This window comes from Roseitalea sp. MMSF_3546 (assembly GCF_030732865.1).
Lineage (GTDB): Bacteria > Pseudomonadota > Alphaproteobacteria > Rhizobiales > Rhizobiaceae > Roseitalea.
Genome location: NZ_JASHKB010000003.1, coordinates 217,913 through 237,418 on the forward strand (window position 1 = coordinate 217,913; position 19,506 = coordinate 237,418).

At 66.4% G+C, this 19,506-nt stretch carries 21 protein-coding genes; 13 read left to right on the forward strand and 8 right to left on the reverse strand.

Annotation, left to right across the window (positions count from 1 at the left end; all coding sequences use genetic code 11):
* Nucleotides 1-27 precede the first annotated feature (27 nt).
* On the forward strand, nucleotides 28-2,292 hold the full coding sequence (gene purL / locus RBB34_RS04580; protein WP_306118007.1) for a phosphoribosylformylglycinamidine synthase subunit PurL: 2,265 nt from the start codon (nucleotides 28-30) through the stop codon (nucleotides 2,290-2,292).
* Here purL and RBB34_RS04585 read toward each other — a convergent pair.
* On the reverse strand, nucleotides 2,228-2,941 hold the full coding sequence (locus tag RBB34_RS04585) for a hypothetical protein (protein ID WP_306118008.1): 714 nt from the start codon (nucleotides 2,939-2,941) through the stop codon (nucleotides 2,228-2,230). The two genes, purL and RBB34_RS04585, sit on opposite strands and share 65 nt — an antisense overlap.
* A gap of 83 nt (nucleotides 2,942-3,024) precedes the next feature.
* On the opposite strand from RBB34_RS04585, the gene RBB34_RS04590 reads away from it, so the two are divergent.
* The 6 genes from RBB34_RS04590 to RBB34_RS04615 all read left to right on the forward strand — a co-directional run bounded on the left by RBB34_RS04590 (nucleotide 3,025) and on the right by RBB34_RS04615 (nucleotide 6,921).
* On the forward strand, nucleotides 3,025-3,258 hold the full coding sequence (locus RBB34_RS04590; RefSeq protein WP_306118009.1) for a BolA family transcriptional regulator: 234 nt from the start codon (nucleotides 3,025-3,027) through the stop codon (nucleotides 3,256-3,258).
* A 3-nt stretch (nucleotides 3,259-3,261) separates the two neighbouring features.
* On the forward strand, nucleotides 3,262-3,777 hold the full coding sequence (locus RBB34_RS04595; protein ID WP_306118010.1) for a GNAT family N-acetyltransferase: 516 nt from the start codon (nucleotides 3,262-3,264) through the stop codon (nucleotides 3,775-3,777).
* A 130-nt stretch (nucleotides 3,778-3,907) separates the two neighbouring features.
* Complete coding sequence (gene grxD, locus RBB34_RS04600) at nucleotides 3,908-4,243, forward strand: Grx4 family monothiol glutaredoxin (RefSeq protein ID WP_306118011.1); 336 nt, start codon at nucleotides 3,908-3,910, stop codon at nucleotides 4,241-4,243.
* Between the two features lie 121 nt (nucleotides 4,244-4,364).
* Nucleotides 4,365-4,847, forward strand: a complete 483-nt coding sequence (locus tag RBB34_RS04605; protein WP_306118012.1) for a YtoQ family protein — start codon at nucleotides 4,365-4,367, stop codon at nucleotides 4,845-4,847.
* A gap of 113 nt (nucleotides 4,848-4,960) precedes the next feature.
* A complete protein-coding gene (locus RBB34_RS04610) occupies nucleotides 4,961-5,665 on the forward strand; it encodes a TIGR02453 family protein (protein ID WP_306118013.1) in 705 nt (234 codons plus the stop codon).
* On the forward strand, nucleotides 5,662-6,921 hold the full coding sequence (locus RBB34_RS04615) for a multidrug effflux MFS transporter (RefSeq protein ID WP_306118014.1): 1,260 nt from the start codon (nucleotides 5,662-5,664) through the stop codon (nucleotides 6,919-6,921). Before RBB34_RS04610 ends, RBB34_RS04615 begins: the two co-directional genes overlap by 4 nt.
* Here the strand turns inward: RBB34_RS04615 and ttcA are convergent.
* The 5 genes from ttcA to RBB34_RS04640 all read right to left on the reverse strand — a co-directional run bounded on the left by ttcA (nucleotide 6,909) and on the right by RBB34_RS04640 (nucleotide 11,024).
* A complete protein-coding gene (gene ttcA, locus RBB34_RS04620; RefSeq protein WP_306118015.1) occupies nucleotides 6,909-7,766 on the reverse strand; it encodes a tRNA 2-thiocytidine(32) synthetase TtcA in 858 nt (285 codons plus the stop codon). The genes RBB34_RS04615 and ttcA overlap by 13 nt on opposite strands.
* Nucleotides 7,767-7,862: 96 nt before the next feature.
* Nucleotides 7,863-8,480 (reverse strand): 30S ribosomal protein S4, encoded by a 618-nt coding sequence (gene rpsD, locus RBB34_RS04625; RefSeq protein WP_306118016.1) that lies wholly within the window; start codon nucleotides 8,478-8,480, stop codon nucleotides 7,863-7,865.
* 295 nt (nucleotides 8,481-8,775) lie between these two features.
* On the reverse strand, nucleotides 8,776-9,204 hold the full coding sequence (locus tag RBB34_RS04630; protein ID WP_306118017.1) for a hypothetical protein: 429 nt from the start codon (nucleotides 9,202-9,204) through the stop codon (nucleotides 8,776-8,778).
* Nucleotides 9,205-9,370: 166 nt separating this feature from the next.
* Complete coding sequence (gene murI / locus RBB34_RS04635) at nucleotides 9,371-10,177, reverse strand: glutamate racemase (protein WP_306118018.1); 807 nt, start codon at nucleotides 10,175-10,177, stop codon at nucleotides 9,371-9,373.
* The gene (locus tag RBB34_RS04640; protein WP_306118019.1) at nucleotides 10,170-11,024 is read right to left on the reverse strand and encodes an RNA methyltransferase; all 855 of its coding nucleotides are present in this window, start codon (nucleotides 11,022-11,024) and stop codon (nucleotides 10,170-10,172) included. The genes murI and RBB34_RS04640 overlap by 8 nt, the downstream gene beginning before the upstream one ends.
* 197 nt (nucleotides 11,025-11,221) lie before the next feature.
* On the opposite strand from RBB34_RS04640, the gene RBB34_RS04645 reads away from it, so the two are divergent.
* On the forward strand, nucleotides 11,222-12,433 hold the full coding sequence (locus tag RBB34_RS04645) for an NADP-dependent isocitrate dehydrogenase (RefSeq protein ID WP_306118020.1): 1,212 nt from the start codon (nucleotides 11,222-11,224) through the stop codon (nucleotides 12,431-12,433).
* A 253-nt stretch (nucleotides 12,434-12,686) separates the two neighbouring features.
* Here the strand turns inward: RBB34_RS04645 and RBB34_RS04650 are convergent, their stop codons facing one another.
* Entirely contained in the window at nucleotides 12,687-13,478 is a 792-nt protein-coding gene (locus RBB34_RS04650) for a DsbA family protein (RefSeq protein ID WP_306118021.1), read from the reverse strand.
* 46 nt (nucleotides 13,479-13,524) lie between these two features.
* Nucleotides 13,525-14,898 carry a M48 family metalloprotease gene (locus tag RBB34_RS04655; RefSeq protein WP_306118022.1) on the reverse strand — a complete coding sequence of 458 codons (1,374 nt, stop codon included), beginning with the start codon at nucleotides 14,896-14,898 and terminating at the stop codon, nucleotides 13,525-13,527.
* Between the two features lie 155 nt (nucleotides 14,899-15,053).
* Between RBB34_RS04655 and RBB34_RS04660 the strand changes: the two genes are divergently transcribed.
* The 5 genes from RBB34_RS04660 to tnpB all read left to right on the forward strand — a co-directional run bounded on the left by RBB34_RS04660 (nucleotide 15,054) and on the right by tnpB (nucleotide 19,465).
* Nucleotides 15,054-16,193 (forward strand): aminotransferase class I/II-fold pyridoxal phosphate-dependent enzyme, encoded by a 1,140-nt coding sequence (locus RBB34_RS04660; protein WP_306118023.1) that lies wholly within the window; start codon nucleotides 15,054-15,056, stop codon nucleotides 16,191-16,193.
* A gap of 229 nt (nucleotides 16,194-16,422) precedes the next feature.
* Nucleotides 16,423-17,220, forward strand: a complete 798-nt coding sequence (otsB, locus tag RBB34_RS04665) for a trehalose-phosphatase (protein WP_306118024.1) — start codon at nucleotides 16,423-16,425, stop codon at nucleotides 17,218-17,220.
* Nucleotides 17,213-18,634 carry a trehalose-6-phosphate synthase gene (locus tag RBB34_RS04670; protein ID WP_306118025.1) on the forward strand — a complete coding sequence of 474 codons (1,422 nt, stop codon included), beginning with the start codon at nucleotides 17,213-17,215 and terminating at the stop codon, nucleotides 18,632-18,634. Before otsB ends, RBB34_RS04670 begins: the two co-directional genes overlap by 8 nt.
* Before the next feature lie 109 nt (nucleotides 18,635-18,743).
* The gene (locus tag RBB34_RS04675) at nucleotides 18,744-19,115 is read left to right on the forward strand and encodes a transposase (RefSeq protein ID WP_306118026.1); all 372 of its coding nucleotides are present in this window, start codon (nucleotides 18,744-18,746) and stop codon (nucleotides 19,113-19,115) included.
* On the forward strand, nucleotides 19,112-19,465 hold the full coding sequence (gene tnpB, locus RBB34_RS04680; RefSeq protein WP_306118027.1) for an IS66 family insertion sequence element accessory protein TnpB: 354 nt from the start codon (nucleotides 19,112-19,114) through the stop codon (nucleotides 19,463-19,465). The genes RBB34_RS04675 and tnpB overlap by 4 nt, the downstream gene beginning before the upstream one ends.
* The last annotated feature ends 41 nt before the right edge of the window (nucleotides 19,466-19,506 follow it).

Sequence of the window (19,506 nt, forward strand, 5' to 3'; positions counted from 1 at the left end):
CGGTGTGAGCGGCGCTACATAGCGGCCATGACGATCCCCAATGCCATTGCCATCACGCCCGAACTGATCGAGGCGCACGGTCTGACGCCGGACGAATATGCCCGCATTGTCGAACTGATCGGCCGCGAGCCGACCATCACCGAACTGGGCATCTTCTCGGCGATGTGGAACGAGCATTGTTCCTACAAGAGCTCCAAGAAATGGCTGCGCACCCTGCCGACCGAGGGCCCGCAGGTCATCCACGGCCCCGGCGAGAATGCCGGCGTGGTCGACATCGGCGACGGCCAGTGCGTCGTCTTCAAGATGGAGAGCCACAACCACCCCTCCTATATCGAGCCCTATCAGGGCGCGGCGACCGGCATGGGCGGCATATTGCGCGACGTGTTCACCATGGGCGCGCGGCCGGTCGCGGCGATGAACGCGCTCAGATTCGGCGAACCCGATCACCCCAGGACGCGGCATCTGGTCGCCGGCGTCGTCGCCGGGATCGGCGGCTACGGCAATGCCTTCGGCGTGCCGACGGTCGGCGGCGAGGTCGGGTTCGACGCCCGATACAACGGCAATTGCCTGGTCAACGCGTTCGCCGCCGGAATCGCCGACACCGACGCGATCTTCCTGTCGAAGGCCGAGGGCGTCGGCCTGCCGGTCGTCTATCTGGGCGCCAGGACCGGCCGCGACGGCGTCGGCGGTGCGACGATGGCCTCGGCCGAGTTCGACGATACGATCGAGGAGAAGCGGCCGACCGTGCAGGTGGGTGATCCGTTCACCGAGAAATGCCTGCTCGAAGCGTGCCTCGAACTGATGGCGACCGGCGCGGTGATCGCCATCCAGGACATGGGCGCGGCCGGGCTGACCTGCTCGGCCGTCGAGATGGGCGCCAAGGGCGATCTGGGCATCGCGCTCGATCTGGACCGCGTGCCGGTGCGCGAACAGATGATGAGCGCCTACGAGATGATGCTCTCGGAAAGCCAGGAGCGCATGCTGATGGTGCTCGACCCGGCAAAAAAGACCCAGGCCGAGGCGATCTTCGCCAAATGGGGGCTCGACTTCGCCGTGGTCGGCGAGACGACCGACGATCTGCGCTTCCGCGTGCGCCATCAGGGCGACGGGGTCGCCGACCTGCCGATCAAGGAGCTCGGCGACGAGGCGCCCGAATACGACCGGCCCTGGGTCGAGCCCGGCGCCTATCATGACTGGGACGATGCGGCGATCGGCGAGCCGGACGATTACGGCGCGGCGATCGCGACCCTGCTGGGCTCGCCGAACCTGTCCTCGCGGCGCTGGGTGTGGGAGCAGTACGACACGCTGATCGGCGGCAATTCGCTGCAGTTGCCCGGCGGCGATGCCGGTGTGGTGCGCGTCGACGGCCATCCGAGCAAGGCGCTCGCGTTTGCCTGCGATGTCACCCCGCGCTATGTCGAGGCCGACCCACTCGAAGGCGGCAAGCAGGCCGTCGCCGAATGCTGGCGCAACCTGACGGCGGTCGGTGCCGAACCGCTGGCGGCGACCGACAACCTCAATTTCGGCAATCCCGAGCGCCCAGAGATCATGGGCCAGTTCGTCAAGGCCATCGAGGGCGTCGGCGAAGCCTGCGCGGCGCTGGGCTTTCCCATCGTGTCGGGCAATGTCTCGCTTTACAACGAAACCCACGGCCAGGCGATCCTGCCCACGCCGACCATTGGCGGGGTCGGGCTGCTGCCAGACTGGTCCGTCATGGCGCGGATCGGCACCATGGTCCCGGGCGATGCGGTGTTCGTTCTGGGCGGCGACGGCACGCATCTGGGCCAGTCGGCCTATGCCCATTTGATCGCCGAACGCGGCGACGGCCCGCCGCCACCCGTCGATCTCTACCAGGAAAAGCGCAATGGCGATTTCGTGCGTTCGGCGATCGGGAACGGCCAGGTGAGCGCCTGCCACGACGTCTCGGACGGCGGGCTGGCGATCGCGCTGGCAGAGATGTGCATCGCCTCGGGCCATGGCATGGCGGTCGAGGTGGGCCAGACGCACCCGCCGCATGCGCTGTTGTTCGGCGAGGACCAGGGCCGCTACGTGGTCACCGTTCCGGCCGACAACGCCACGTTCTTCGCCGTCAATGCCGAGGGCGCGGGCGTGCCGTTCCGCCGCATCGGCGTGGTGGCCGGCGATGCCTTGTCATTGACCGGAGCGGTTTCGGCAAGCATATCTGTGGGCGAGATGCTTCGCGCCCATGAGGGCTGGTTTCCGGACTTCATGGCCGGAGCGGCGCCGGCGGGCGCGATGCGAACACCGAGCGCCGACGAGACAGATCGATGACGATGGCAGTCGCCAGCAGCACCGGGATGGACAGCTCCAGGCACTCCTCGATGACCATGAAGGCGTCCGCGGCGCGTTCGGACACCGTTATGCCCCATGGCGCGAGCCGGCGTTCGATGCCGTCCGCATATTGGGAGACCATCGCCACGAGCGCGGCCAGGGCGATGCAGAGCGCCGGCGCCTGTCGATCGCGCAGCCCGGCCAGGAACGCCCTTGCGTGCCGCCCGATCATGACCGCTGTGGTGCCCACCACGATGCCAAGGATCGCCAGCGACGCCAGCCGCTCGAAAGGCGGCACGCCGGGGCCGAAATACTGCATCGATTGCGACAGGCCGTAGGTCCAGCCGTCATGATTGTCGAGGTCGAGCTCGCGCAGAAACATGATCGTCAGGATCGACGGCACATACCAGTGCCGCAGCGCCGACCGGAGGCCGACCAGCGTCGCATACACGATCAGGCAGACCAGATAGGCGGCCGCCGAGAGCGTTTCGATCGAACTGGCTTCGCCGCCGGCAAGCGAAAGCACGTCGGCGCGCACCAGCATGGCAAGGCCCAGCGCATAGATGGCGGCCGCCCCCGCAAAGCGCGCGAGGTCGGATCGGGAGTGCGGCTCGAAGGTCGTGTCAGTATAGTGCAAGAGTTCTGCCACCGGTTGGCGTCGCATGAACGCAACGCTGCATGTGACAGTTTTGTGAACAGAAGAAGGCAGCCACCACGGTTCAGGAGCCACCAATGCCCATGAACGCCCATGACATCGAACGCATGATCAAGAACGCGATCCCCGATGCGCAGGTCACGATCCGCGATCTGGCCGGCGACGGCGATCACTATGCCGCCGAGGTCGTCTCGGAGAGCTTTCGCGGCAAGAGCCGCGTGCAGCAGCACCAGATGGTCTATCAGGCGCTGCAAGGCAATATGGGCGGCGCTCTGCACGCGCTGGCCCTGCAGACATCGGCGCCGGAGTGAAGGGTGCGCCAGGCGGTCTCCGACCTTGTCGTGCGGCCGTTCCGCCAGGCCGACGGCGAAACCATGGCCGTCGTGCACCGGCGCGCCATACTGGCGACCTCCGACCGGTTCTACAGCGAGAGCCAGCGGCGCAACTGGGCGGCCGGCCTGATCGCCGACAGTTACAGGCGGCTGGCCGATGACGGCGAGTGGTTCGAGGTTGCCTGCATCGGCGAACGCCTGATCGGCTTTTGCGGCCGCGTCGACGACGCGATCCGGGGCCTTTACGTCGAACCGGCCTGGCAGCGGCGCGGCGTGGGGCGCCTGCTTGCCGAGCGCGCCGAGGCGGCGATCCGCGAACGTGGCCATACCCATACCGCGATCCGTTCGAGCCTGCCCGCCGTCGACTTCTACCGTGCGCTGGGCTATCGCGACGGCGAGACCCGGGTTCACCAGACGCGTGGCGGCGAGCCCATGGCCGTGCTGGTCATGCACAAGCAGCTCGCACCGGCAACCGAACCGGGCGACCGGATACGATGATCGGCGGCGGTTTCGGCCGCCGTAGGCTTGTCCCGGAGCGGCCGGCTTCCTACAAATGAGGACGCGCCACGGGCGCCGAACCCGATTTCCAACCGCCGGGCCTTGAACCCGGATGCGAAAGGACGATCAAATGGCAGCGATGAACGAATTCATCGACAACGAGGTCAAGAGCAACGACGTCGTGCTCTTCATGAAGGGCACGCCAGGCTTTCCGCAGTGCGGATTTTCCGGCCAGGTCGTCCAGATTCTCGACTATCTCGGCGTCGACTACAAGGGCGTGAACGTGCTCGCCGACGACGCGTTGCGCGAGGGCATCAAGCAGTATTCGAACTGGCCGACGATCCCGCAGCTTTATGTGAAGGGCGAGTTCGTCGGCGGCTGCGACATCGTCCGGGAGATGTTCCAGGCCAGCGAATTGCAGACGCACCTCGAAGAAAAGGGTGTCGCCGTCAAGGGCGCGGCCTGAGACCCGATGATGCCCGGGCGGCTGACCGGCCGCGTCGGAACACCGGCAATCGCCGCGCCGGCATGCGTGCGCGGCGCCTCGTTCATGCCGTAGTCAGCGGCGAGCAAATCGGAACGCGACAATGACCTGGACCGTCTATCTTTCCGGCGAAATCCACACCGACTGGCGCGACCAGATCGCCGAGGGCGTCGCGCAGGCCGGCCTGCCGGTCCGGCTCACCGGCCCGGTGACGCATCACGAGGCCTCAGACGATGTCGGCGTCGCGATCCTGGGCGCCGAGCCCGACACTTTCTGGCACGACCACAAGGGCGCCAAGATCAACGCCATTCGCACCCGCACCCTGCTCGAGCAGGCCGATGTCGTCGTCGTGCGCTTCGGCGAGAAATACAAGCAGTGGAACGCGGCCTTCGATGCCGGCTTTGCCAGCGCACTCGGCAAGGCGCTGATCGTCATGCATCAGGACGAGCATGCCCACGCGCTCAAGGAGGTCGACGCGGCGGCGCTGGCGGTCACAAATACACCGCAGCAGGTCGTTGCCATCCTCGACTATGTCATCATCGGCACCCTCGCCGGCTACACCGAAAAGGCCGAGGCGGCGCAGTAGACACCGCCCGCCAGGGGGCAGCAATGGCGCGGGCGCGGCTGGCGCGTTTCGCCGCGATCGGCTAAGGAACGGGTCCGGCGCTATGGTGCGCCGGTCCCATACCGATCGTTCCCATGCCCGAACCGGTTACATTCCAAGGCTTTGGCGGCAAGGCGCTGCCCTTTCTGAAGGCGCTCGGCTTTCATCAGGACCGCCACTGGTTCGCCGAAAACAAAGCGCTGTACGAATCGGAAATCAGGCAGCCGCTCGGCGACCTGGTCGAGGCGGCCTCGGCGCGGTTCGAACAGGCAGGCCTGCCCTTTCGCGGCAGCCGCAAGACCTCGCTGTTTCGCATCCATCGCGATGTGCGCTTTTCCAAGAACAAGGATCCCTACAACACCCATGTCAGCGGGCTGATGAGCCGCACCGGCACCAAGAAGGACAACGGGTTCATCTATTTTCACATCGCCAACGAGAGCAGCTTTCTGGCGGCCGGTTTCCACCAACTGGGCAGCGAGGAACTGCACGCATTCCGCCGGCGAATCATCGGCCATGGCGATGACTGGCGCGCGGTGATCGCCGCACTTGCCGCGCGAGCAGACACGCTCGACACGGACGGCAATCTCAAGCGCATGCCGCGCGGCATGGACGATGCGCCCGAGGATTTGCGGCCCTTCATGCTCTACCGGAGTTTCGTCTTTTCGCGCGGGCTCGACGACGCACTGGTGACATCGCCCAAGCTCGTCGATGCGATCGTCGAGATCGGGCGCGCCGCAATGCCGCTGGCCGAATTCGGCTGGCGCGCCCTCGATCCGCTGCGCGAAGGCCCCACCGCATGAGAGCGCAGACGACCGAATCGGCGGGCGGGGCGGCACGGCCCCACAAATCCGGCATGGGCGGGCGCGAATTCATCGTGCTGATGGCGGCGCTGATCGCGATCGTCGCCTTTTCCATCGATTCCATGCTGCCCGCCCTGCCCGTGATCGGCGACGATTTCGGGCTGACCGACCCCAATGACCGACAATTCGTGCTGATCGCCTTCGTCCTCGCCTTCGGGCCGACGCAGATCGTCTTCGGCCCGCTCAGCGACCGTTTCGGGCGCAAGCCGGTGCTTCTGGCCGGGCTGCTGGTCTTCGTGCTCGCCTCCTATGGTGCGGCGCTGACCGGCAGCTACTGGGCGCTTCTGGCCTGCCGGGCCCTGCAGGGCACCGGCGCGGCGGCGGTGCGCATCACCACCAATGCCATCGTGCGCGACTGCTATGCCGGCCGGGAAATGGCGCGCATCATGTCCTATGTGTTCACCGTCTTCATGCTGGTGCCGATCGGTGCGCCGGCCGTCGGCCAGGCGGTGGTCGCGGTCGCCGGCTGGCACTGGCTGTTCGCGCTTCTGGGCACGTGCGGAGCCGCGCTGGCGCTGTGGTCGGGCATGCGCATGAACGAAACCCTCGATCCCGGCGAGCGGCGTGCGCTCGACGCGCGCAGCATCATCGCCGCGTTTCGCGAGATCCTGACCAATCGCATCGCGCTTGGCTACACGCTCGCCGTCACCTTGTTCTTCGGCGGGCTGTTCTCCTTCATCGTGTCGATCCAGCAGATCGTGGAGACGATCTACGGGCTCGGCGACTGGCTGGCGGTGATCTTCGCGGTCACGGCGAGCGCCATGGCGGTCGCCTCGATCGGCAACGCAACCATGGTGCGCAAGCTGGGCATGCGGCGGATCTCCCATGGCGCGCTGATCAGCTTCACCGTCTTCGGCGGGGTGCTGCTGGCGCTCAGCCTGGTCATGGTGCCGCCGTTTCCGGTCGCAATCGGGCTGATCGCGCTGGTGATGATGTCGTTCGGGCTGGTCGCCGGCAATTTCAACGCGCTCGCCATGGAGCCGCTCGGCCATGTGGCCGGCGCGGCCTCATCGGTGCTGGGCATGATCTCGTTCACCGGCGGGGCGGTGTTCGGCTCGCTGACCGGCCAGGCCTTCAACGGCACCGTGACCCCGCTCGCCGCGGCCTATTTTCTCTACGGCACCGTGGCGCTGACCATCGTCCTTTTCACCGAACGCGGCCGGCTGTTCGGCAGCGAGCACGATCAGGACGCGTGATCGCCGCGAACCGCCGCAAAGTCGAACAGCGATGGATCGAGCAGATGGCTCGGGCGCACATTGGCGAGCGCCCGGATCATCGTGTCCTTGCGTCCGGGCATCTTCGCCTCCATTTCGGCGAGCATCGTCTTCATCGCATCGCGCTGCAGCCCGTCCTGCGAGCCGCACAGATCGCAGGGGATGATCGGAAATTCCATCGCCGCGGCGAACTTCGCAAGATCCGCCTCGGCGCACCAGACCAGCGGCCGCAAAACCTCGATATCGCCCTGGTCATTGAGCAGCCTGGGCGCCATGGTCGCCAGTCGTCCGCCATGGAACAGGTTCATGAAGAAGGTCTCGAGCATGTCCTCTCGATGGTGGCCGAGCACCAGCGCCGAGCAGCCCTCCTCGCGCGCGATGCGGTACAGGTGACCGCGCCGGAGCCGCGAGCACAGCGCGCAATAGGTGCGATCCTCGGGCACCTTCTCGGTGACGACCGAGTAGGTGTCGCGATATTCGATGCGATGGGCAATGCCGTGCCGGGCGAGCCATTGCGGCAGGACGTGCCCGGGAAAGCCCGGCTGGCCCTGATCGAGATTGCACGCCAGAAGGTCGACCGGCAGCAGGCCGCGCCACTGAAGATCGATCAGGCAGGCCAGAAGCCCGTAGGAATCCTTGCCGCCCGACACCGCCACGAGCCAGCGCGCGCCGGGGGTGAGCATCGAGAAATCGTCGAGCGCCTGTCGCACCTGGCGCAGCAGCCGCTTGCGCAGCTGGTTGAAGGAAACGCTCGACGGCGCGCCGGCGAACAGGGCCGGTCCCGGCCCTTCGGTGCGCGCCTCGATGTCCGGGTGGTGAACGCTCATGCCCCCTCGCAACGGTTCGGCCTTTCTAACCGAGCCTGGCACAAACAAAAAGGCCGTCCTGGCGGACGGCCCTTTTTGCGCACGGTCAGGCGGTGATCAGCGCGAATACCACTCGACCACCAGGTTGGGCTCCATCATCACCGGATAGGGAACCTCGGCAAGGCCCGGCACGCGGGCATAGGTGGCGGTCATCTTGTTGTGATCGACGTCGATATAGTCGGGCACGTCGCGTTCGGGCAGTTGTGTGGCCTCGAGCACCAGGGCGAGCTGCTTGGACTTCTGGCGCAGCTCGATCACGTCGCCCGGCTTGCAGCGATAGGACGGGATGGTCACGCGCTGGCCATTGACCTTGACATGGCCGTGGTTGACGAACTGGCGCGCGGCGAAAATGGTCGGCACGAACTTGGCCCGATAGACGATCGCATCAAGCCGGCTTTCGAGCAGGCCGATCATGGTCTCGGGCGTATCGCCCTTGCGGCGGGCGGCTTCCACATAGGTCTTGTGGAACTGCTTTTCGGAGATGTCGCCGTAATAGCCCTTCAGCTTCTGCTTGGCGCGAAGCTGCACGCCAAAGTCCGAAAGCTTGCCGCGGCGACGCTGGCCGTGCTGGCCAGGCCCGTATTCGCGGCTGTTGACCGGCGATTTGGGCCGGCCCCAGATGTTCTCGCCCATGCGGCGGTCGAGTTTGTGCTTGGTCGATTTGCGCTTGCTCATGGCATTCCCTTCAAAAAATAAGCCCGGAGCGCCATGCTCCGGACCAAGGAAACGCACCCTCCTCTGCCGACACATGATGCCGGCCGACAGGGCATTGCACGCACGCTTTGCGCAAATGCCCGCGGGATACGTCGGTGTCCGTCAACGGAAAATCGATGGACCGGCGCGCGATACGCCAATGGCGCGATGGTGTCAAGCACCCGGCGCGGCGCCGGCAGCACCACGGCCCGCAACGAAAAAGGCGCCCGAAGGCGCCTTTCCGCGGACATCATCGTCCCTGACCGGCTCGTGCCGGTTACTGGCTGATCGGCGCGGTCATGGCGCCGCCGTCTTCCATGACCGGTCCGTCGACATCGGTCATGCCGGGGCCGAAGTCATATTCGCTGTTCCCGTTGGTGTCGTGATGCATCATCACATAGACACCGTTGGCCGGGTCGAGCGGCGCGGTGCCGTCGATGCGAATGTTCGTGTATTCGCCCGGCTGCAGGGTCGCGTGCCCAAGCGAAGCGGGCGGAGCGCCGGCCGCACTGTCGTGCAGGACGAGGAAGACGGTCTCGTCGGTCTCTGCCGAAATTCCGGTCACGGCATTGCCTTCGATCTTGGCATTGGCCGAGCTGAGGTCCTTGCGGACCACCGGACCGTCGTCATCTTCGTTGGCGTCCTGCGCGAGGGCGGGGCTTGCGATAAGTGCGGTCGCTGCGACCGCCATCAGAATGCGTTTCATTGTCAGCCTCCTGGCTTGTTGGCGTTGTCACGAGGGGCGAACGTGTCTGCCGTTTCCCTCTCGCTCACCGCCCAACACCGGCCGCGCATCTCCGTTCCCCGATCGCCGATACACGGATTGCCCGTCGCGATAAAACATCCGTGACCGCCGGTGACCGGGACACGGTTCAGGCAAGTGCCGGCAGCAGGCCGAAGCCGCGCGCCAGACGCAGCACCTCCTCACCCGGATTGCCGGAGGTGAAGCCGGCGACATCGCTCATGCCCGGATCGCGCGGGCCGAACGCGATGTCTTCGGCCAGCGCCTGCGCGCGGCGGGCGATCGCCTCGGAGGTGTCGATCCAGTCGACCGGCCAGGGCGCGGTCTTGCGCATGCGGTTGACCAGGAACGGATAGTGCGTGCAGGCCAGCACCACGATGTCGGTGCGGCGGCCGCCCTCCTGGACGAAACAGGGCGCAATCTCGCGCGCCACCGCGGTCTCGTCGACGAAGCCGGTGCGCATATAGGTCTCGGCCAGCGCGGCCAGTGTCTCGCTGGCGACCAGCCGCACATGGCACCGGGCGGCGTATTGCCGGATCAGTTCGCGCGTATATTGCCGCCTGACCGTGCCGGGGGTGGCCAGCACCGAGACGAGCCCGGACCGCGTGCGCTCGGCCGCCGGCTTGATCGCCGGAACCGTGCCGACGAAGATCTGGTCGGGGAAATCGGCGCGCAGCGTATCGATCGCGAGCGTCGAGGCGGTGTTGCAGGCGATCACGATCAGGCCGGGGCGGTAGCGCGCGACCAACTCGCCCATCAGATTGCGCAGCCTTTCAAGCAGCGCGCCCTCCTGCCAGGCGCCATAGGGAAAGGCCGCATCGTCGGCGACGTAGACGATGCGCAGGTCCGGCAGGATGATGCGCGCCTCCTTGACCACGGACAGCCCGCCAATGCCGCTGTCGAAGAACAGCACCGAGGGCTGGCGCAGCTCACCCATCCTCGTCCGCCCCGCCCGCACCCACCGGCGGATTGGCCGGACGGCGGCGCGAATCGTCGCCCGGCGAGCCCTGCCCGCGCGGCGCTTGCGGCGAAAACCGGTCGAGCGAGGACACGACACCGCGCAGCAGGCGGATCTCGTCGACCGAAAAGCCCGGCCGCGACAGCACCGCCCGCAGATTGTCGATCTGCGCGGGCTTGCGCTCGGGCGGGCGGAGATAGCCGCGCGCGTCGAGCGCCGCCTCGACCTGCTCGAAAAGGCCGATCAGTTCGGCGCGCGGGGCGGGCGCGAACTCGGGCCCCGCAAAGGGCAGGTTGTCGGCCTGATCGGTGCGGGTCTTGAGGAACTCATAGGCCATCAGCAGCACCGCCTGGGCGATGTTGAGCGAGGCATAGGCCGGATTGACCGGAAAGGTGACAATGTCGTCGGCCAGACCGACCTCCTCGTTGAAGAGGCCGAAACGCTCGCGCCCGAACAGCATGCCCGTGGGCTGGCCGGCGGCAAAGCGCGCGCGCAGATGGGCGCTGGCCTCGCCCGGCCCGAGCACGCGCTTGAACCCGTCGCGCCGTCGCGCCGTGGTCGCGACAACATAGGTCAGATCGGCGAGCGCGGCGGGCAGGTCGTCATAGAGCCGGGCGCGCGCGAGCACATAGCCGGCACCGCTGGCGGTCGCTTCGGCCTTGTCGTTCGGCCAGCCATCGCGCGGATTGACGATGCGAAGGTCGATCAGGCCGAAATTGGCCATGGCGCGGGCCACCATGCCGATGTTCTCGCCGAGTTGCGGCTCGACCAGAATGACGGCGGGCCCCTCCTCGATCGCCTCCCGGTTGCGGTCCGTTCCGGCCATGCGGCTCATCTCCTGCGGTCCAGTCAAGGCACCGCTTATCGCGCCGCGCGCGCTTCGCCAAGGGCGCGATCGGACGGGCGCAAATACCGACGATCGGAGCGTTTGCGCCGCCCAGACCCCTTTGCTATAGCGGCGCCAACCACGCTCGGGCGGCCCGGTTGGGCGCCCGTCTCCGCACGCTCCCACCGAGGTCAAACATGGCAAAAATCAAGGTCGAAAACCCCGTCGTCGAGCTCGATGGGGACGAGATGACGCGAATCATCTGGCAGTTCATCAAGGACAAGCTGATCCACCCCTATCTCGATATCGACCTGAAATACTACGATCTGGGAATCGAGTCCCGCGATGCGACCGACGACCAGATCACCGTCGATGCGGCGCATGCGATCAAGAAATACGGCGTGGGCGTCAAATGCGCGACGATCACGCCCGACGAGGCGCGCGTCGAGGAGTTCGGCCTGAAGAAGATGTGGCGCTCGCCCAACGGCACGATCCGCAACATCCTGGGCGGGGTGATCTTCCGCGAGCCGATCATCGCCAAGAACGTGCCGCGGCTGGTGCCCGGCTGGACCAAGCCGGTCATCGTCGGCCGCCACGCCTTCGGCGACCAGTACCGGGCGACCGATTTCCGCTTTCCCGGCAAGGGCAAGCTGTTCATGAAATTCGTCGGCGAGGACGGCAACGAGCAGGAATACGAGATCTTCGACGCGCCCGGCGCCGGGATCGCCATGGGCATGTACAATCTGGACGCCTCGATCGTCGATTTCGCCCGCGCCTCGCTGAACTACGGGCTGCAGCGCAAGGTGCCGGTCTACCTTTCAACCAAGAACACGATCATGAAGGTCTATGACGGCCGCTTCAAGGACATCTTCCAGGAGGTCTACGAGGCCGAGTTCGAGGACGCCTTCAAGGAAGCGGGCATCTGGTACGAGCACCGGCTGATCGACGACATGGTGGCTGCGAACCTGAAATGGTCGGGCGGCTATGTGTGGGCATGCAAGAACTATGATGGCGACGTGCAGTCCGACACGGTCGCCCAGGGCTTCGGCTCGCTCGGCCTGATGACCTCGGTGCTGATGACGCCAGACGGCGACACCGTCGAGGCCGAGGCCGCGCACGGCACGGTCACCCGCCACTACCGCCAGCACCAGGCCGGCGAGGAAACCTCCACCAACTCGATCGCCTCGATCTTCGCCTGGACGCGGGGTCTGGCGCACCGCGCCAAGCTCGATGGCAATGACGAGCTCGCCAGGTTTGCCAGAACGCTCGAGGATGTGTGCGTGCAGACCGTCGAAAGCGGCTACATGACCAAGGATCTGGCGCTGCTGATCGGCCCCGACCAGAAATGGCTCACAACGACCGGCTTCCTCGACAAGGTCGACGAGAACCTGCACAAGGCGATGGCCTGAGGCTTCCCGTGGCGCCCGGTCGCGGCGCCGCCACGAGCGCTGAACGTGTCACCGATCGGGCCGGCCGCGGCTTGCGGGCGGTCCGGCCGCGACATTTGCGACCCGTGTTTCCCGGGCGCCGGTGCATCCGGGTGCAAATCCCGAAATCGCATCGGACCTTATCTGCCATTCACGGAATCGCAGACCGGCTCCAGGTGACTGTCTTGCCCGGGTCGCGAACGGCGAACCGGTTTCCACGTCGCCTGGAAAGGCTTCAGCAGGCGGTTTCGGCGCATGTGCGGGCCTTGTGGACGCTGTCGCGCAGCACGGATTCGCCCATCGCGCCGGGGACCAGCTCATTGCCGATCACATAGGAGGGCGTGCCCGAGATCCCGAGCGCCTCGGCGAGCCGATAGGTCGATTCGATCGAAGCGGCGATGGCCGGATGGTCCATCTCGCTGCGCAGTGCGGCCTCGTCGGCACCCAGATCGAGCGCAATGGCCATCGCGTTCTGCTCGTTGGCCCGTTCCTGTGTGTTCATCAGACGCTCGTGGAACACGCCATAGCTTTCCGGCATCACCCGGTGGAAGGCCATGGCGACACGGTGCGCGGCCTGCGAATCCTGGCCCAGAATGGGGAACTCCTTGAGCACGAACCTCACGCCGGGATCGGATTCGATCAGGGCGTCCATGTCGGCCATGGCGCGCCGACAGAAGCCGCAATTGTAGTCGAAGAACTCGACCACCGTGACGTCGCCGGCCGGATTGCCGAGCACCGGGTCGGACGGATTGCGGAACAACTCCTCGCCTGCCGCCGCGATGACCTGCTTGCGACGCTCCAGTTCCTGCGCCGCCTGCTGATCCTCGAGCGCCCTTTGCACGTCGAGCATCACCTCGGGATTTGCCAGCAGGTACTGGCGCACGATCTCGCCGATCTCGGCCCGCTCGGCCTCCGAGAAGCCGGAGTCCTGCGCACTGGCGGCCATGCCGGCAACGCCGAGCATGCCCGCGGCGGCGATCAGGGCGATGAGCGGGCGGGTGCGGCGATGGGCGGCGAAACGGGGCATGGACGGTCCTTTCTGGGGCGGCGGTCCCGGTGTCGGTGGTCGATCGTCATCGCGAACGTCGCGAATTTGGAATTTCGAAACGCTGAATGTCGTCGGCACGCAGCCATTGCGGTGCGTTGCGGTCAAAGCGCCGCTTGGCGCGCGCGGCAAAGCGCTTGGCTTGCTCGAACTGGCCGGAATGGAAGCTCGCTTCGGCCGTGGCCAGTTCCGCATCGCCGATCCAGCCCAGCCGCCCATAGGCCATCGCCAGATGCCGATAGGCACGCGGATTGGCCGGGTCGAGCGTGATCGCCACCTCCAGTTCGCCGATGGCGCGGCGGAAGTTCGCCTCCCCGCCGGCGAGCACCAAGGCGTGGCCGAGCGCCACCTGGATGGTCGGCGCGTTGCCGTCCGAAAGCTGCACGGCCCGGCTGAACGCGTCGACGGCGCCGCCGGCATCGCGCGCGCGCAGCAGGATCTCTCCCTTGACCTCGTGGAAATACGGATCGTTGGGCGCCTCGGCGATGAGCTTGTCGATCATGGCAAGCGCATCCTGCTGCGAGCCGTAAAGATGGGTCGCGATCGCCTTGCCGTAGCGCGCGGCCTGGGAATTGGGGTTGGCTTGCACGACGCGGTCGACCGCGTTCGGACCATAGACATAGGCCAGGATCTTGGCCCGCGCCCGGTCATGCCGGACCACCAGGGCACGCGGGTCGGACTTGCCGAAATGCGGGCTCTGGCGCGCAATGGTCTCGAGCGCGGCGAGCCGTTCGCGCGGCAGCGGATGGCTGAGCCTGTAGGGGTTGACGTTGCGCCCGGCCAGCGAAAGCTGCTTTTCGAAGCGCTTGAACGTGGTCAGCAGCCCCTGGGGCGACTGGCCGGTGCGGTTGAGATAGTCGACCGCGGCGCGGTCGGCCGCCAGTTCCTCGGTCCGCCGATAGGCCAGAAGGCCGCGCTGCGCCGCCTCCATGCCGCCCATGGCAATGCCCGTGCCCGCGCCCGCCACCTGGCTGTTGCCCGAGGCGGCACCGGCGACGCTGGCACCCATGCCCACGATCGCGCCGACGGCCGCGATGGTCTGCGCGCGGTCGAGCTGCTGGCGCAGCCGGTCCTGATGCCCGCCGGAAAGATGGCCGATCTCGTGCGCCAGAACGCCGATGATCTCGTTGGGCGTTTCAGCTTCGACCAGCGCACCGACATTGATGAAGATCCGGCGGCCCGACACGAAAGCGTTGAAGGCGCGGGAGTTGACGATGACGATGTCGGTGCGGTCGCTGCGCATGCCCGCGACCCGCAGTATCGGATCGGCGTAATCGCGCAACAGCGCCTCGATCTCGGCGTCGCGCACAATCGGCACGCTGCGCGACTGTGCCTGGACGGCGGTCGCGCCGATTGCAGCCAGAACAATCGCAAGGACCGCGATCTTCAGTCGCCAAAACAAGCCGAAACGTCCCTTTAGCGTTGCGCGCCAGGGACAAATGCCGTAGCGCCGCACCGGTGTTGCTATCGCCGTTTGCTGGTCAATAACAGCGAAAACGTGGCGGTTCACGGGAAATTCAGGACGCCGGGCGAGCACAAGGAGGACAGGACAACGTCATGACAAGGCTATCGAGGCGCGCCGAAGTGGACCCGTTTCTGGCCATGGACGTGCTCGCCGAGGCGAACAGGCTCAAGGGTGCCGGCGCGCCGGTCATCTCGCTGGCAGTCGGTCAGCCGGCCGCCAAGGCGCCCGAGGCGGTGCGCCGTGCCGCCGCCGAGGCGGTCATGACCGGCGATCTGGGCTACACCGACACGCTCGGCCGGCCCGGATTGCGCCAGGCGATCGCCGAGCACTATCGCGACCATTACGGCGTCGACGTGCCGGTCTCGCGCATCGCCGTCACCACCGGCTCGTCGGCCGGGTTTTCGCTCGCCTTTCTGGCGCTGACCGATCCGGGCGGCCGCGTGGCCATCACCGCGCCGGGCTATCCGGCCTATCGCAACATCATCCGCGCACTCTCGCTCGAGCCGGTCGAACTGCCGGTCGGACAGGACGGTTTCGACATCGACGCGCTGCTTGCCGCCCATGCGCGAAAGCCGATCGACGTGCTGCTGCTGGCGAGCCCCGCCAACCCGACGGGCGCGGTGCTCGAGGCGCCGGCCCTGCGTGCCGTGATCGAGGCCTGCGGCGAAAAAGGGATCGCCTTCATCTCCGACGAGATCTACCACCGGCTGCGCCATACCGGCGAGGACGTGACCGCGCTGTCGCTGGGCGAGGAGGTCATCGTGATCAACTCGTTCTCCAAATACTATTGCATGACGGGCTGGCGCATCGGCTGGATGGTGCTGCCGTCGGCCATGGTGCGCGCCGTCGAGCGGCTGTCGCAGAACCTTTACATCTCCGCGCCCGACATTGCGCAGATCGCCGCGCCGCACGCCTTTGCCTGCACGGCCGAACTCGACGCGGTGAAGGCGCAATACCGCGCCAGTCGCGCACTCCTGATGGAGCGTCTGCCCGGGCTCGGCATGGACTTCGCCGCACCGCCCGATGGCGCGTTCTATGCCTGGTGCGACATCTCCCGCCACAGCAACGATTCGATGGATTTCGCCCGCCGCATGCTGGCCGACATCCATGTGGCCGCCACGCCGGGCGCCGATTTCGACCCGTTCGAGGGTGACCGGCATCTGCGCATTTCCTATGCGGGCACGACCGAGATGATCGCCGAAGCGCTCGACAGGATCGAGCGCTGGCTCTGAGCGGAAAGCGGGCCGAATTCGATCCGATCGTGGCGCCTTGCGCGTTCGTGGCGCGCAGGCCTTGCGATGCGACATATCCGCACCATCTAAGTAGAAGGTTCTCCAGGCGACCGCACTTGCGGCCCATGCAACCCAAGGCGAATTGAGGAGTTGGGTCTTTGAAGGCGGCGACCGTCGCCGCGCCCCTTGTTTTCAACAGGCGCCCGCAGGGCGCGGAAAAGAGGAAGGTGTGCTGGACTATTACGCGTTGACGGGCTTTTCCCATGAGGGCGACATCCCAACGCCCCTTGAAATGCTGGAGATGAACCTCGCCGAGACGGCGCTGTTCCTGGATTTCGACGGCACCGTCGTCGACATCGCCGACAGGCCCGACGCGATCGAGATTTCCGATGACGACAAGGGCCTGCTCGAGCGGGCCAGCCGAGCCACCGGTGGCGCCCTTGCGATGGTTTCGGGGCGCAGCATCGACGATCTGGAGCGCTATATCGACGGTGTCCCCTGCGCGCTCGCCGGCGGTCATGGCGTCGAGTTCCGCTTCACGGACGGCCAGCGCGAGACGGCCCGTTTCAACCGCGACAATCTCGAACGGCTGCGCAGCGCGGCCGAGGCCTTCGCGCAGGCCGAACCGCGCATCTTCATCGAGCACAAGACCGCAGGCATCGTCCTGCACTTCCGCCAGCATCCGGAGATGGAAGACAAGGCCCGCACCTTCGCCGAGGCCATGGTGCTCGACGATCCCGAATCGGAGGTGCAGCCCGGCAAGATGGTCTTCGAGATCAAGCCGAAAGCGGTCAGCAAGGCCCGCGCGATCGAGCGGCTGATGGAGACCCCGCCATTTGCCGGCCGGCGCATCCTTTTTGCCGGCGACGACCACACCGACGAACTGGCCTTCGGCGCGCTGCGGCAGAAGGGAGCGATCTGCGTCAAGATCGGCGAGGAGCAGACCAAGGCCGAGTACGCATCGCCCAGCCCGGAGGCGTTCAAGGCATGGTTGACCGATGCCGTGGAGCGCACCCCAAATGGGTAAGCTGATCATCGTTTCCAACCGCGCGCCGGCGCTCGACAGCGCCAACGATGCGGGCGGGCTGGTGGTCGCGCTCAAGGGCGCCATGCGCGGCAGCGGCGGGCTGTGGGTCGGCGCCTCGCCCGAAATCGCCGAGACACCGCGCGATGCGCTCGCCTTCGGGCACCGCGAGGATTTCGACATCGGCTGGTTCGACCTGACCGAGAGCGACCATCGCGACTACTATCTGGGCTATGCCAATTCGGTGCTCTGGCCCGTCTTCCACGGCCGGGTCGACCTCATGGAGGTCAAGCCGGGCTATGCGGAAGCCTATGTGCGCGTGGCCAAACGGATCGCAAGGCTCCTGGCTCCGCATATCGAACCCGACGACCTGGTCTGGGTGCACGACTACCAGGTGATCCCCGTTGCCGAGGAACTGCGCAAGCTCGGCCTGACCAACACGATGGGCTTTTTCCTGCACATCCCGGTTCCCGACATGCAGGCATTCGCGGCCATTCCCGAATACATGGATATCGGGCGCTGGCTTGCGGCCTACGATCTTTTGGGCCTGCAGACGCAGCGCGACGTGGCCAACATGATCGACGTGTTCCGCCATGCCATGCGCGGCGAGTGGCTGCCGCGCGGCGACATGCAGGTCGGCGGCCGGCAGGTTCGGTTGATGAGCTTTCCCATTTCCATCGACGTCGACGAATTCCAGGCCACCGCCGAGCGCAGCGCCGCGCAGATGGACAGCCCGGCCCAGTACCGCATCATCGGCGTGGACCGGCTCGATTATTCCAAGGGCCTGCCGCAACGGTTTCGCGGATACCAGACCTTTCTGGACCGCTATCCGCACCATCGCGGCACGGTCTCGCTGCTGCAGATCGCCCCGCCCTCGCGCGAGGGTGTCGCCGCCTACCGGGCGATCCGCGACGAACTTGAACGAATGGCCGGACACATCAATGGCGAGTTCGGCCGGATCGACTGGGTGCCGATCCACTACATTCACCGCCAGGTGCCGCGCGCCGAACTGGCCGGCCTTTACCGGCACTCGCATATCTGCCTGGTGACCTCGCTGGTCGACGGCATGAACCTGGTGGCCAAGGAGTTCATCGCCGCCCAGAACCATGACGATCCCGGCGTGCTCATCCTGTCGCGCTTTGCCGGCGCGTTCGAGGAGATGAAGGAAGCGCTGATCATCAACCCGCACGATCCCGAAGAGATCGCCGATGCGCTCGATACCGCGCTCAGCATGGATCGCGCCGAACGCAGGCGCCGGCACGGTGCGCTCTATGACCGGATCGCGGCCAATTGCGTCGAGCGCTGGAGCGAACGCTATCTGCAGGAGCTGTCCGCGATACAGGCGGGCAGTCAGCGCGAACCCGAGCTCGATCTGCCCAGCCCTGCCGTCGCCGGCGCCGGCAACGCCATCGTCTGATCGCGCTGCACGGTAAGCGCTGTTTCGGCCCCACCTTTCGCTGTGCGTCGTGATCTGGGATTGGCTCCTTCAGCGGTTTACGGGAGGGAGGTTCTCCATGGACGCTACAATGGAGTTTCTCCCGATCGAGGGAATGCGGCGTCGCAACCGAAGATGGCCCGATGAGGTGAAGGCGCGGATCGTGGCGGAGACGTTGCGGCCCGGCAAGACGGTCGCGGAGGTCGCACAATCACACGGTGTCAAGGCGAACCATCTTTCCTCATGGCGAACGATGGCGCGCCAGGGCAAGTTGGTTCTGCCACCCCCTGAGGACGAGGTGGAATTTGCCGCAATGGTCGTCGCACCGCGCGTGCCCGAGCATGCCGCCACTGGGCCCGAGGTTGCCGAGATCGTGATGGGGGCGGTGACGGTCCGGCTGGAGGCCGGCGCTTCGGCGGAACGGATCGCGGCGATCGTGCGCGCTCTGGCAGCGCCGGCATGATCTTCCCGTCGCACCGGGTGCGGATCATGGTGGCAACCAGCCCGGTCGACTTCCGCAAGGGACATGACGGGCTGGCCGCTCTGGTGAAGAACGAGCTGCGCAAAGCGCCGTTCACCGGCACGGTCTTCGTCTTCCGTGCGAAGCGGGCGGATCGGTTGAAGCTGCTTTACTGGGACGGCACCGGTCTGGTGATGGCCTACAAGCGACTGGAGGAGCACAGCTTCACCTGGCCCGCTGTCCGGGACGGTCTGATGACGCTCACCCATGCCCAGTTCGAGGCGCTGTTTGCGGGGCTGGACTGGCGGCGGGTCCGCGCTGTCGTGGCGCGGGCGCCCGAAGCGGTGGAATGACTGCGGCAGGATGACTCAGGCGGTGTTTTGCGCAGGCGGCG